12 protein-coding genes are annotated in these 12,945 nt (G+C 75.4%); 7 read left to right on the top strand and 5 right to left on the bottom strand.

The features are described from left to right. Positions 1-145 precede the first annotated feature (145 nt). The 3 genes from KMZ30_RS20575 (at position 146) to KMZ30_RS20565 (ending at position 2,158) form a co-directional block, all read left to right on the top strand. Positions 146-1,546 (top strand): NAD(P)H-quinone dehydrogenase, encoded by a 1,401-nt coding sequence (locus KMZ30_RS20575; RefSeq protein WP_215514401.1) that lies wholly within the window; start codon positions 146-148, stop codon positions 1,544-1,546. A gap of 104 nt (positions 1,547-1,650) precedes the next feature. After that, complete coding sequence (locus KMZ30_RS20570) at positions 1,651-1,926, top strand: antitoxin (RefSeq protein ID WP_215514400.1); 276 nt, start codon at positions 1,651-1,653, stop codon at positions 1,924-1,926. Between the two features lie 10 nt (positions 1,927-1,936). Continuing rightward, the gene (locus tag KMZ30_RS20565) at positions 1,937-2,158 is read left to right on the top strand and encodes a hypothetical protein (RefSeq protein WP_215514399.1); all 222 of its coding nucleotides are present in this window, start codon (positions 1,937-1,939) and stop codon (positions 2,156-2,158) included. A 204-nt stretch (positions 2,159-2,362) separates the two neighbouring features. Here KMZ30_RS20565 and KMZ30_RS20560 read toward each other — a convergent pair whose 3' ends face one another. Together KMZ30_RS20560 and KMZ30_RS20555 are read right to left on the bottom strand one after the other, a co-directional pair. Next, complete coding sequence (locus tag KMZ30_RS20560) at positions 2,363-4,159, bottom strand: acetyl/propionyl/methylcrotonyl-CoA carboxylase subunit alpha (protein WP_215514393.1); 1,797 nt, start codon at positions 4,157-4,159, stop codon at positions 2,363-2,365. A 92-nt stretch (positions 4,160-4,251) separates the two neighbouring features. Beyond that, the gene (locus tag KMZ30_RS20555) at positions 4,252-4,737 is read right to left on the bottom strand and encodes a MarR family winged helix-turn-helix transcriptional regulator (RefSeq protein ID WP_215514392.1); all 486 of its coding nucleotides are present in this window, start codon (positions 4,735-4,737) and stop codon (positions 4,252-4,254) included. Positions 4,738-4,776: 39 nt separating this feature from the next. Between KMZ30_RS20555 and KMZ30_RS20550 the strand changes: the two genes are divergently transcribed. From KMZ30_RS20550 to KMZ30_RS20540, 3 genes are all read left to right on the top strand, one after another. After that, a complete protein-coding gene (locus tag KMZ30_RS20550) occupies positions 4,777-5,793 on the top strand; it encodes a DMT family transporter (RefSeq protein WP_215514391.1) in 1,017 nt (338 codons plus the stop codon). Positions 5,794-6,413: 620 nt separating this feature from the next. Beyond that, complete coding sequence (locus KMZ30_RS20545; protein ID WP_215514390.1) at positions 6,414-7,679, top strand: DUF2157 domain-containing protein; 1,266 nt, start codon at positions 6,414-6,416, stop codon at positions 7,677-7,679. Next, positions 7,676-8,173, top strand: a complete 498-nt coding sequence (locus KMZ30_RS20540; RefSeq protein ID WP_215514389.1) for a GDYXXLXY domain-containing protein — start codon at positions 7,676-7,678, stop codon at positions 8,171-8,173. Before KMZ30_RS20545 ends, KMZ30_RS20540 begins: the two co-directional genes overlap by 4 nt. A 38-nt stretch (positions 8,174-8,211) precedes the next feature. On the opposite strand, the gene KMZ30_RS20535 is transcribed toward KMZ30_RS20540, so the two are convergent. Genes KMZ30_RS20535 through KMZ30_RS20525 form a run of 3 tightly spaced genes read right to left on the bottom strand, consistent with a single transcriptional unit; the run spans position 8,212 to position 11,533 of the window. After that, positions 8,212-9,582 (bottom strand): FGGY-family carbohydrate kinase, encoded by a 1,371-nt coding sequence (locus tag KMZ30_RS20535; RefSeq protein ID WP_215514388.1) that lies wholly within the window; start codon positions 9,580-9,582, stop codon positions 8,212-8,214. Continuing rightward, on the bottom strand, positions 9,579-10,586 hold the full coding sequence (locus tag KMZ30_RS20530) for a LacI family DNA-binding transcriptional regulator (RefSeq protein WP_215514387.1): 1,008 nt from the start codon (positions 10,584-10,586) through the stop codon (positions 9,579-9,581). Before KMZ30_RS20530 ends, KMZ30_RS20535 begins: the two co-directional genes overlap by 4 nt. Then, complete coding sequence (locus tag KMZ30_RS20525; RefSeq protein WP_215514386.1) at positions 10,583-11,533, bottom strand: 1-phosphofructokinase family hexose kinase; 951 nt, start codon at positions 11,531-11,533, stop codon at positions 10,583-10,585. The genes KMZ30_RS20530 and KMZ30_RS20525 overlap by 4 nt, the downstream gene beginning before the upstream one ends. Positions 11,534-11,614: 81 nt before the next feature. Here KMZ30_RS20525 and KMZ30_RS20520 point away from each other — a divergent pair, with 81 nt between their 5' ends. Continuing rightward, a complete protein-coding gene (locus KMZ30_RS20520) occupies positions 11,615-12,643 on the top strand; it encodes a beta/alpha barrel domain-containing protein (RefSeq protein WP_215514385.1) in 1,029 nt (342 codons plus the stop codon). The last annotated feature ends 302 nt before the right edge of the window (positions 12,644-12,945 follow it).

The following is a 12,945-nucleotide window of genomic DNA, read 5'->3' as shown; positions in this document are numbered from 1 at the left end:
GACCTCCAACAACGGGGGACGGCGGGGGCCGGGGACCGGCGGGGGTCCCGTTCGCACCCTAGGGGCACGGATAGTGGTTCGGAAAGGGACCATTGCCACTTCGTCATCCGGGTGCCCGGATCGTGACCTGCGCCGGAGTGGTTGGATGGGGGCCGTGAACGCGCGGTCGAGCAGAGTCGTCATCCTCGGCGGGGGTCCGGGTGGCTACGAGGCCGCCCTCGTCGCCGCCCACGTCGGCGCCGACGTCACCGTCGTCGAGCGCACCGGCATCGGGGGCGCCGCGGTGCTCACCGACTGCGTGCCGAGCAAGGCGCTCATCTCGACCGCCGACTACCTGAGCGACTTCGAGACCGCGGCCGACCTCGGCGTCCACCTCGAGGACCAGGAGGGCGACGAGGTCTCCGACGCGATCGCCGACCTGCCCGAGGTCAACCGCCGGGTCCTGCGCCTGGCCCGCGCACAGAGCGACGACATCCGGGCGCGCCTGCGCGAGGTCGGCGTCCGCGTGGTCGAGGGCACCGGCTCGCTCGTGTCGCCGAGCAGGGTCCGCGTCGACGACGAGCACCTCGACGCCGACGTCGTCCTCGTCGCGACCGGCGCCTCGCCCCGCGTGATGGACACCGCCGTGCCCGACGGCGAGCGCATCCTCACCTGGCAGCAGATCTACGACCTGCCCGAGCTGCCGCAGCGCCTCGTCGTCGTCGGCTCCGGCGTCACCGGCGCCGAGCTCGCGCAGGCCTACCTCGGGCTCGGCTCCGAGGTCGTCCTCGTCTCCTCGCGCGACCGCGTCCTGCCGGGCGAGGACCCCGACGCCGCCTCGGTCATCGAGGAGGTCTTCCGCAAGCGCGGGATGGAGGTGCTCGGGCGCTCGCGGATGGCGGCCGTCGAGCGCACCGCCGACGGGGTGGTCGTGCGCCTCGAGGACGGCCGCGAGGTCACCGGCTCGCACGCGCTGCTGGCGGTCGGGTCGGTGCCGTCGACGCGAGGCATCGGCCTCGAGGAGGTCGGGGTCGAGCTCGCGCCCTCCGGCCACGTCGTCGTCGACCGGGTCTCGCGCACGTCCGTCCGCGGTGTCTACGCGGCCGGTGACTGCACCGGCGTGCTGCCGCTGGCGTCCGTCGCGGCGATGCAGGGGCGCATCGCGATCGCGCACGCCCTCGGCGACGCCGTCGCGCCGCTCAACCTCGGCGTCGTCTCGGCGAACATCTTCACCGACCCCGAGATCGCCACGGTCGGCATCTCGCAGAAGGACGTCGACGAGGAGCGCGTCGACGCCGAGGTCCTCATGCTGCCGCTGTCGCGCAACCCGCGCGCGAAGATGCTCGGCATCACCGACGGCTTCGTCAAGTTGTTCGCGCAGAAGGGCTCCGGCGCGGTCGTCGGCGGCGTCGTCGTCGCGCCGCGGGCGTCGGAGCTGATCTTCCCGGTGACGCTCGCCGTGCAGCACCGCCTCAACGTCGACCAGGTCGCGTCGACCTTCACGGTGTACCCGTCGCTGTCCGGCTCGGTCGCCGAGGCCGCGCGCCGGCTGCACCCCATCGCCTGACCTGCGGCGACGCCGTCGCAGCTGCGTCACCCCCGGCCCGCCGGGAACCTTGCTCCGGCAGGATGGGTTGTCCCTTCAGACACCCCATCCCCGAGGAGGACGACATGGCCAAGGGTCGCGCCGCGGCGCTCATCGCCGCCGTCACGAAGGTCAAGGACTACGCCCGCAACAACCCGCAGAAGGCCGACGAGGCCATCGGCAAGGTCGAGGGGTTCGTGCGGTCCAAGGCCGGGCCGACGCACTCGGCGAAGGTCGACAAGGGCAGCGACGCGCTGCGCAAGGGGCTCGGGCTGCCGCCGCACGGCGGGTCCGGTGGGCCGACCTCCGGTGGCGGCCAGGTGCCCCCGCCGCCCCCGCCGACGTCCGGCCCGACCCACTGAGGCGGGCGGGATGAGCACCGAGCCCGGCCCCGACGTCCCCGACCTGCCGGACGAGGACCTGCCCGCGGCGCCCGAGGCCCCGGACCCGGTCGACCCCGACGCGCCGGACACGCTCGACCCCGACCCCGTCGAGCCGTGGCACCCGCACTCGCCGGACGACCCGGCGCCGGTCGCCCCCAACCCCGCGCCGGGGACCGGGGACGACCCCCAGCCCCGCCGCGACCTGGGGTAGCAGCTCCGCCACACCCGTCGAGTGAACAGAACACGCCGTCCGAGCGCTGGGGCGGGCGGCGGGGTGGGTTGACGCCACGGGGGCGGCCCCCGGGCCCCCCCCCCGGTGGCTAGAACATACCACCCCGCCGCCGGGCTGCCTCGGACGGCGTGTTCTGTTCACTCGACGGGGTCGACCGCCTGGAGTCGTGCCGCTGGGAGGCGGTCAGGCGTCGGCGGGCGCCTCGGCGTCCTTGATGTCGCAGATGACGGCGCCGTTGGTGACCGTCCCGCCGACCTCGGCCTTGAGGCCGGTGACGACGCCGGCCTTGTGGGCGGTGATGGGCTGCTCCATCTTCATCGCCTCGAGGACGACGACCTGGTCGCCGGCGGCGACGGTCGCGCCCTCCTCGACGCTGACCTTGACGATGGTGCCCTGCATCGGGGCGGTGAGGGAGTCGCCGGACGCCGCGGCGCCGCCGGACCCGCCGCCGGAGCGCCGGGGGGCCTTCTTCTTCGCGCCGTGGCCGGAGCCCCCGCCGCCACCGAACGACAGACCGCCGGGCACGGAGACCTCGAGGCGCTTGCCGCCCACCTCGACGACGACCGTCTGGCGCTCCTGCGCCTCGGTGGCGTCGCCGGCCGGGCCGGAGTAGGGCTCGATGTCGTTGTCGAACTCGGTCTCGATCCAGCGCGTGTGGACGGTGAACTTCTCGTCGGGGTCGGCCGGGGCGAAGGCCGGGTCGGCGACGACCTTGCGGTGGAAGGGGACGACGGTCGGCATCCCCTCGACGACGAGCTCGGCGAGCGCGCGGCGGGAGCGCTCGAGCGCCTGCTGGCGGGTGCGCCCGGTGACGACGAGCTTGGCGATCATCGAGTCGAACGCGCCGGCGACGGTGTCGCCCTCGACGATGCCGGCGTCCCAGCGCACGCCCGGGCCCTGCGGCACGACCATCCGCGACACGGTGCCGGGGGCGGGGAGGAAGTTACGCCCGGCGTCCTCGCCGTTGATGCGGAACTCGATGGAGTGCGCGTGCGGCTCGGGGTCGGGGTAGTCGAGGGACTCGCCGTTCGCGATGCGCAGCTGCTCGCGGACGAGGTCGATGCCGGTGACCTCCTCGGACACGGGGTGCTCGACCTGGAGGCGGGTGTTGACCTCGAGGAAGCTGATGTCGCCCTGCGGCCCGACGAGGAACTCGCAGGTGCCGGCGCCGACGTAGCCGGCCTTGCGGAGGATCTCCTTGCTGGCGCGGAGGAGCTCGGTGTGCTGCTCCTCGGTGAGGAACGGCGCCGGCGCCTCCTCGACGAGCTTCTGGTTGCGGCGCTGGAGGGAGCAGTCGCGCGTCGAGACGACGACGACGTTGCCGTGCTGGTCGGCGAGGCACTGGGTCTCGACGTGGCGGGGGTGGTCGAGGAAGCGCTCGACGAAGCACTCGCCGCGGCCGAAGGCGGTGACCGCCTCGCGGACCGCGGAGTCGAACAGCTCGGGGATCTCCTCGATGGTCCGGGCGACCTTGAGGCCGCGGCCGCCGCCGCCGTACGCCGCCTTGATGGCGACGGGGAGGCCGTGCTCCTGCGCGAAGGCGACGACCTCGTCGGGCCCCTCGACCGGGTCCTTGGTGCCCGGGACGAGCGGCGCGTCGGCGGCGAGGGCGATGTGCCGCGCCTTGACCTTGTCACCGAGCGAGTCGATGGCCTCGGGGCCGGGGCCGATCCAGGTGAGGCCGGCGTCGATGACCTTCTGCGCGAAGTCGGCGTTCTCGGCGAGGAAGCCGTAGCCGGGGTGGACGGCGTCGGCGCCGGCCTGCTGCGCGACCTCGATGAGCTTGTCCTGCAGGAGGTAGGAGTCGCCCGGGGTGGAGCCGCCGAGGGCGTACGCCTCGTCGGCGACCTTGACGTGGAGGGCGTCCCGGTCGGGCTCGGCGTAGACCGCGACGGACGCGACCCCGGAGTCCTTGCAGGCACGGGCGATGCGCACCGCGATCTCGCCCCGGTTCGCGATGAGGACCTTGCTGATCGGCATGTCTCGGACTCTATCGGTCCCGTGCGCCACCCACCCGAGGGCGCGGCGAGGTCTCCCTCACACGTGGTCGGGGTCCTCGGTGGGCGTTCCGCTCAGGCGCCGAGGGACTCCGCGAGGCGCGCGAGCAGGCGGGCGAGGGTGTCGCGGTCGCGGGCGCCGAGGGCCTCGAGCAGCCGGGCCTCGTTGGCCACGTGGGCGGCCATCGCGTCGTCGATGAGGGCGCGGCCCGCCGGCGTGAGGACGACGGTGCGGGCGCGGCCGTCGGTGGCGTCGGCCCGCCGCTCGACGAGGCCGCGCGCCTCGAGCCGGTCGAGGCGCTTGCTCACGGCGCCGGAGGTGACCATCGTCCGCGCGGCGAGCTCGCCGGGGGAGAGGGTGAAGGGCTCGCCCTGACGGCGGAGCGTGGCGAGGACGTCGAACTCGCCCTCGCCGAGGCCGAACCGTGCGTACACGGCGGTCAGCTCGGGGGTGAGGGCGGCCGCGACGCGGTGGATGCGGCCGATGACGAGAAGCGGGGTGGTGTCGAGGTCGGGGCGCTCGGTGCGCCACTGCGCGTGGACGGCGGCGACGTGGTCCATCCCTCGACAATATCTTCCGTGGAAGGTAATGTCTCTTCCATGGAAGAGAAAGTGGCGATGCGCACGGTGCTCGGGACGGCCGTCGCCCCGGTGGTGTGGGGATCGACGTACGCGGTGACGCAGCTCTGGCTGCCGCCCGGGCGACCGTTGTTCGCGGCGGTGATGCGCATCCTCCCGGCGGGGGTGCTGCTCCTGCTGTGGGTGCGGCAGCTCCCGCGCGGCGCCTGGTGGGGGCGGGCGGCGGTGCTGGGGACGCTCAACCACGCGGTCTTCTTCGGGCTCGTGTACGTCGCGGCCTACCGGCTGCCGAGCGGGCTGGCGTCGACGCTGACCGCGGTGTCCCCGGTGGTCGTCATGGGGGTGGCGTGGCTGCTGCTCGGGGAGCGCCAGCCGTGGGTCGCGGTGCTCGCGGCGCTGGCCGGCATCGGGGGAGTGGTGGTGCTCGTGTCGGCCGGAGGGGGCGGGACGTCGGGGGCCGTCGACCCGGTCGGGGTGGCGGCGTCGGTCGGGGCGGTCGTGTCGGCATCGGTGGGGTTCGTGCTCGTGAGGCGCTGGACTCCGCGCGACGCGGTGCTCGCGACGACGGCGTGGCAGCTGGTGGCCGGTGGGCTGGTGCTCGTGCCGGTGGCGCTGGTGGTCGAGGGGGCGCCGCCGGCGCTCGACGGCGCGGCGGTGCTGGCGCTGCTGTGGCTCGGGCTCGTCGGGTCGGTGGTCGGGTACGTCGTGTGGTTCCGCGGTCTGACCCGGATGGACGCGGGCGCGGTCGCGGTGGTGGGGCTGCTCAACCCGGTCGTCGGGACGGTGCTCGGCGTGGTCCTGCTGGGCGAGGGGTTCGGGTGGGTGCAGCTCGGGGCGATGCTCGTCGTCCTCGGTGGGGTGCTGGTGGCCCAGGCGCCGGTGCGGGCCGCGGCGGCGGGATGGGTGGAGCGGGCGCGGGCCCACCGGGTCGGGGTGGGCGTGCCGCGCGGCTCGCGCTCCGCCGGCGGGACGTCGGAGCGCGAGGGGGCGGTGGACGCGGTCCGCGAGCCGTCCGAGCCCGCGGCCTGCCGCTCGTAGGAGAGTGGAGGGGGATGGGCGGGCTCGAGGCGCGACCGCCAGCGCGTGCGCGGCGCCTGCCGACCTGAGAACCGGCCCGGGACAGGTGTTCTCCCAGCCTCCATGCGCCGCGGAAGGTTTCCCTTCCACCGGCAACCACCTGGCGGCGTCGTCGCTCCGATGCTTGTGCCCGACAAGGTTTCCCTTGCGCGGCGCGAGGTCTTCCTTGCGCGGCGCGAGGCTTCCCTTGCGCGGCGCGAGGTTTCCCGTGCGCCGGCAACCACCTCGTGGCGACCGGTTGCGCCCCGCGCGGTCTTCCTTCCGCGCGCAAGGACTTCCGCACCCGGGACGCGGGTGGGATCCGATCGTTGCGGGTGCAAGGGATTCCTTCCGGTGCGCATGGAGATCGGGGTACGGGGTCGTCCGCGGCGGGCGAGAGGAGTGACACCCGGGACCCGAGGGGCGGGAGAGCGGGGTGTCGGGCGGGTACGGGCGGCGTCCACAAGGCCCGTGGCCGGCGGCCCTGTCGAGTGGCCGACGAGACAGCGCCTGAGCACGAGTGCCCATGGCCCGACCCGCGTGGGCGCGGGACACTGACGGTGAACCCGGACCCGGGCCCGCTCTCCTCGAGGAGCACCGCGATGACCTCGCCCCCCAGCACCGCAGCGGCGACCCACCCGGACCCGGCCGGTGCCCCCGCCCTCCGCCACCCCGCCACGCCGGGCCAGCTGGCGTGGCTCGACACCCAGCTCACCGCCTGGCAGTCCGAGGGACTGCTCGACGCACCCACCGCCGACCGCCTGCGCGCCCGCTACGTCGCCCACCGCCGTCTCACCCTCGCCCGGATCGTGCTCACCCTCGGGGCGGCCTTCGTCGGCATCGGCCTCGTCTGGACCGTCGCCGCCAACCTCGACGCGGTCTCACCGCTCATCCGCATCCTCCTCGTGGCGCTCGTCTGGCTCGCGCTGGTCGTCGTGGCGGAACTCCTCCAGCGGCGGCGTGAGCGTCTCGGCGACGTCGCCTCCCCGGTCGTCGGCGCCGTCCGGCTGCTCGCCGCCGCCGCCTTCGGCGCGGTCGTCTTCCAGGCCGCCCAGAGCCTCCAGGTCCCCGCCGACCGGCCGGGTCTCGTGGGGCTGTGGGCCGCGGGGGCACTGCTCTACGGGTATGCCGTCGTCGGCGTCGGACCGGTCGTGCTCGGCGTCCTGCTCGGCAGCATCTGGACGGTGTGGAGCGCCGCCGACGCCGGCCGCACCGTCCTCGGGGTGACCCTCACCGTCGCGGCCGCCGCGCTGGCCGCCGTCGCCGTCGGGGTCATCCACCTGCGACTCGACGGCCGGCTGCGCGACTGGCGGGCGCTCGGCGTCCCCTGGCGCGAGCTCGGGGCCGCGCTCGCCCTGGGCAGCCTCTTCGTCGCCGCGCTCCCGGTCGACGACAGCGGTGATCGGACCGGCAAGGTCTTCCTCGTCGCGCTCGGCGTCGCCGCGGTCGTCGCCCTCGCCGCGAGCCTGCGCGCCGACCGCCTCGGCCGCACGGAGATCGCGCTCGCGGCAGCCACTCTCGTCGGCGTCGTGGTCCTCGGGCTGTGGCGGGCGTCGGCCGGCCTCGGGGGCGTCGCCGAGCCCACACCGTCGGACTGGGCGCGGGCGGTCGTCGCCGTCCTCGCCTACCTCGCCGTGACGAGCGGCTACGCGATCCTCGGCGGCATGCGTGACTCCGAGCGGCTCACCTGGGTGGCCACCGCCGCGCTCGTGCTCTTCACGACCGTGCAGGCCTTCGCGGTGTTCGCGCCGGTCCTCTCCGGGGCCGTGCTCTTCCTCGCGGTCGGTGTCGTCCTCCTCGGCACCGGCATCGTCGCCGATCGGGGCCGTCGGCGGCTCGTCGCCGAGGGACGGGAGGCCCGGTCGTGACCGGCCGCACCGGACGGGTCGTCGCCGCGACCGTCGCCCAGCTGCTCCTCGTCGGTGTCGCCGTGTGGGCCCCGCTCTCCGCCAGGCTGACCGGTGACGAGGTGCGCCTGCGGGTCGCGCCCGTCGATCCCTACGACCCCTTCCGCGGCGCGTACGTCGACCTCACCTATCCCGACCTCCCGGACAGTGCCGGGCGCGGCGACCGGCCCGACGCCGAGCCGCTCACGTCCCGTGGCACGGCGTTCGTCCCCCTGACCCGATCCGGCGAGGTGTGGGTCGGCGGCCCGCTCCGGCGCTCGGCTCCTGAGGACGGGCCCTTCCTCCGGTGCGACGACGCGGGGTGGCGCCTGCGGTGCGGCATCGAGAGCTGGTTCCTGCCGCAGGACCGCGCCGCAGCGCTCGCGGACGCCGTCCGCGCGGGGCGCGCCGTCGCGACGGTGCGCGTCGACGCACGAGGGAACGCGGCGCTCGTCGACGTCTCCATCGATCCCTGACACCAGAGCCACGGCACCGCCGCACGGCGGGAGCGCTCCTAGTGCGCGAACCAGTCGGCCGGCGGCCGTGGGTCCGGGTCGCCCGCCGCGCCGCCGGTCGCGGCCCAGGCCCCGAACCTCGCGGCACCCCACGTGCCGGGCTGCTCGACGTCGCCGACCTCGACGAGGGGTGCGAGGTCCCCCCGCGCCGCGACGACGGACCGCATCCGGGCCCACCCGCCGGCGACCACGATGCGCTCGACGGGTACGCCGGCCCGCTCGAGGGTCGCGAGGACGGCCCGACCGCGCGCCGTGCCGCCGTCGAGGGCCGCCCGCCAGACGTGCGCCGGGGTGTGGTGGTCGGACCCGAGGTGCACGACGACCTCGCGGTCCTCCATCCCGAAGCCGGTGACGCGCACGTCCGCCGAGTCGCCGGGTGCCAGCAGGAGAGCGGCGGCGTCGAGCTCCGACCGCGCCGGGTCCTCGGTGGCCCCGAGGATGCGCTGGACCCGCTTGAGCACCAACCCGGTCCGCGTCCCGCCGATGAGGGCCGTGCTGCCGCGCACGACGTGCGGGTACACGGAGATGCCCTCGTGCGACAGGCGGCCGACGACCTCGGGCTCGGGCACGTGGTCGGACGCCGCGAGCCACGCCTCGGCCGTGCCGAAGCTGTCGAGCGCCGATCCCGGTGTGCCGCAGCCGGTCGCGGCCGCAGCGACCGCGTGGTCGTGGCCGGCCATCGTGAGGACCGCGCCGCGCAGGGGGACGACCGGATGGTCCGCTCGCACGGTGCCGACCGGCTCGCCGGCCGCGACCGCGTCGGGCACGAGCGAGCCGTCGACCCCGAGCAGGTCCAGGCCCGGATGCCACCATCCGCCGGTGTGGACGTCGAGGAGCCCGGTCCGCCCGAGCAGCGAGCGCTCGGCGACCCGTCGACCCCCGAGCCGGTGCAGCACGAGCTCCGGTGCGCCGAGCCACTGCAGGCCGCGCAGGTCCAGGCCCTCGTCGCGCAGCCACAGCAGCTTGAAGAGCGTCGCGACGTGGCCGACCGGCAGTCCGGTGCGCTCTGGGAAGGCCCGGGCGAGGTCCTCCGGGAGGACCGCAGCCTGCTCGTCACCGCGCGGGTCGTGCCACGCCATGACGGGGGAACGCGCGGCCCCGTCGGTGTCGAGCAGCGTCCCCGCCTCGGCCATCGACGTGATGCCGACGGAGCGCACCCCCGTGCCGGCGGGCAGCGCGGCGACGACCTCGTCGAGCAGGCGCTCGACGGCCTCGACGACCGACTCCGGCGTGCGTTCCGACCGGCCGTCGCCGGGCTCGCTCCAGGCGGTGGCGACGGCGGCGTCGCCGACGACCGTGCCGGCCTCGTCGACGGCCGCGACCTTGGTCATCGTCGTGCCGAGGTCGATGCCGAGGTCGACGGTGCTCATGCCGCACCCCGTGGTCGCAGCTCGCCCGAGCCGCGCGGCACGAGCCGGGTCGGCAGCACGGTGTCGAGCGGCTCGGCGGACGGCTCGCGCAGCCGTCGCTGGAGGAGGTCGAACGCGGTCTCGGCCAACGCGGTCGGCTGCTGGTCGACGACGGTCGTGGGTGGGGTCATCAGCTCTGCTCCCGGGAGGTCGCCGAAGACGACGAGCGCGACGTCCCGGCGGGCGAGGCGCTGCTGCGCCGTGAGGACGGCGAGCCCGGTCATCGGGGTCGCAGCGAGGAGGGCGGTCGGGGCGTCGGTGCGGGTGAGCATCTGCGTCACGAGCGGCAGGGCCTCCTCGGTCGTCCACGCCCGCGTCTCCACGAGCGTGGGGTCGACCTCGAGTCCGGCCTCCCGGAGGGCGCGCTCGTAGCCGCGGTAGCGGTCGGCGAGCGTGACGAACTGGCCTGTGCGACCGACGAACCCGATGCGCCGGTGCCCGTGTTCGACGAGGTGCCGGACGGCCTCGAACGCGCCCGCTTCGTCCGTGACGCGGACGGCGTCGGTGCCGACCGTGCCGCAGGGACGGTCGACGACGACCACCGGCACGTCGGACGGCAGCGCCGCGGCGACGGCTACCGGGTCGCCGAAGGGGGCGACGACGAGGCCCGCCACCCCGCGGCGCGAGAGCCGCTCGACCTGCGAGCGCAGCCGCTCCTCGTCGAGGCCGGTCGACGCGATGAGCACGTCCATCCCGACGGCCGCGGCGCGTTCCTCGACGACCGCCGCGAGCTGGGCGAAGAAGGGGTCGGCGATGGAGTCGACGACGACGCCCACCGTCGGCAGGCGCCCGCCGCCGAGCCGCTGAGCGGCCGGGTCGGGCTGGTAGCCGAGGCGGTCGATGGCCGTGCGCACCCGGGCGAGCGTGGCCGGGCGGACGTTGGGGGCGTCGTTGATGACGCGCGAGACGGTCTTGATGGAGACCCCCGACTCGCGGGCGACGTCGTAGATCGTGGGCCGGCTCACGCGGGCACCGCCTCGGGCAGCGCCGCCAGTGCCGGGGCGACCAGGGCCGCGTCGAGCATCCCGCCCGACGGGTGCTGCACGGCGGCGGCGGCGACGGCCATCCCCCGGCGGACGGCCTCGGCGTCGGGGGCGCCGGACAGGAGCGCGTCGGTCGTCCCGGCGAGGAAGGAGTCGCCGGCGCCGATGGGGTTGGCGACCGGCACGCGCGCCGCTCCGAGCCACCACGCACCGGCCGACGTGGCGAGGGCGGCGCCGTGCGAGCCCGCGGTGACGACCGCCCGTCGCGCGCCCCGCCCGTGCAGGTCGCGGGCCGCGGCGACGCACCGGTCGACGAGGTCGTCGCCCGTCTCCTCGACCGCCTCGTCGGCGCGACCGTGCAGGAGGGCCTCGGCCTCACCGAGGTTGGGGCTCACGAGGTCCGGCTCGAACGGGAGCGCGGCGCCGAGGACGGCGGGGGAGCCGTCGACGAAGGCCTCGAGCCCGCGGGCGTGGGCCAGCTCGACGACCCGGCCGTAGGTGTCGTCGGGCAGGCCCGGCGGCAGGGACCCGGAGCAGGCGACGGCGGGCGCGTCGACGAGCGCCGCCTCGACGGCGGGCAGCAGCGCGTCGCGGTCCCACGCGGCGGGGTCGGGGCCGAGGCCGTTGACGACCGTGGCGCGCCCGTCGTCCTCGAGGAAGATCAGCGAGAGCCGCCCCTGGCCGTCGTGGGGGACCGGGACGAAGGCGCAGCCCTCGGCGGCGAGGAGGGTCGGCAGCCGGTCGTCGTCGCGCGGGGCGAGGCCGAGGAGGCGGTGCTCGCGGCGCAGGACGCGCAGGGTGCGGCAGACGTTGACCCCCTTGCCACCGGCCACGGTGACGGTGCGGGTGGCCCGCGAGACCGTGCCCGGGGTCAGCGCGCCGAGCCACGTCGTGACGTCGAGGCACGTGTTGGGGGTGACGACGAGCACGGAGGTCCTTCCGGGGCGACGGCGGTGTCGGGGGGCGCGGGGTCTTGTCGGACCGCCTCGCTCCGCGTACCGTAAGGCGGTATGACAGCGCTGTCAACGCCTCGCGTCCCGACCCCCTCCACCATCGGCCTGCACCGGCGGCTCGCGCGCATCTGCGACGCCGCCGGCCACATCCGCACGATGGCCATCGACCACCCCGAGAACTACCTGCGCCTCTTCGACGCCGACCTCGACGCCGTCTCGTTCGAGGAGGTCGTGGAGTCCAAGCTCGACATGCTGAGGGTGCTCTCGCGGCACGCGACCTCGGTGCTCGTCGACCCGGTCTGGAGCTTCGGCCAGTCCGTCGCCGCGGGCGTCGTGCCCGGTGACGTCGGCGTCATCAGCGGCATCGAGGACCTGTACTACCGGCCGGACAGCGCGGTCGGCTTCGACACCGGGCTGCACCTCAAGGAGGGGTGGGGGCCGCAGGTGCTCGCGACGCTCGGGGCAGACGCGGCGAAGCTCGTCGTCTTCCACCGCGAGGACCAGCCCGCCGAGGTCGTCGAGCAGCAGCACGCCGTCGTCGCCGACGCCGCGGCGCAGTGCCGGGCCCTGCAGATGCCGCTCGTCGTCGAGCCGCTGTGGTTCCCGACCGGCGACGAGGACACCGCCGACCCCACCGTGCAGCGCGTGCGGCGCAGCAGCGTCCTGGCCTCGGCCCGCTCCTTCCGGGAGGCCGGCGCGGACATCATGAAGGTCGAGTTCCCCGTCCTCGACCTCGATGACCTGGACGCCGCGCACGAGGCCTGCGCCGCCCTCGACGAGGCGGTCTCCGGGCCGTGGGTCCTGCTGTCGGCGGGTGTCACCTACGAGGGGTTCCGCACCCAGCTCGACGTCGCCGCCGACCACGGCTGCAGCGGGTTCATGGCCGGGCGCGCGATCTGGGGCGACGCGGTCGGCCGGATGGACGCGACGGCGCGCGCCGCGGGGGCCGACCTCGCCGCCCGCCGCCTCGACGAGCTCGCCGAGGTGCTGGAGGGTCGGGGGGCGCCGGCGTTCACCCCGGTCGACCCCGCCGAGGTCGCCGCGCTCGTCGGGCCGGACTGGTACCGGGGCGCCGTCACGGGCTGAGCCCTCCGGGCGTCATCCCCGCACGTGCGGGCTTTTCGTGGTCCGGGAGGCGTGCGGGCATCGACAACCCCGCACGTGCGGGCTTTTCGTGGTCCGGGAGGCGTGCGGGCATCGACGACCCCGCACGTGCGGGCTTTTCGTGGTCCGGGAGGCGTGCGGGCATCGACAACCCCGCACGTGCGGGCTTTTCGTGGTCCGGGAGGGGGGCGGACAGCGACGACGCCGCACGTGCGGGGTTGTCGTGGTCCGTCCGTCCGGGACGAGGCCTGCCACGAGGCCGGGGCGCGCGGTGGCACGATGGC

This window comes from Phycicoccus mangrovi (assembly GCF_018729305.1).
Taxonomy (GTDB): Bacteria; Actinomycetota; Actinomycetes; order Actinomycetales; family Dermatophilaceae; genus Phycicoccus; species Phycicoccus jejuensis.
The sequence above is the reverse complement of the archived record's forward strand: the minus strand, read 5'-3'. Positions and strand labels throughout refer to the sequence as shown.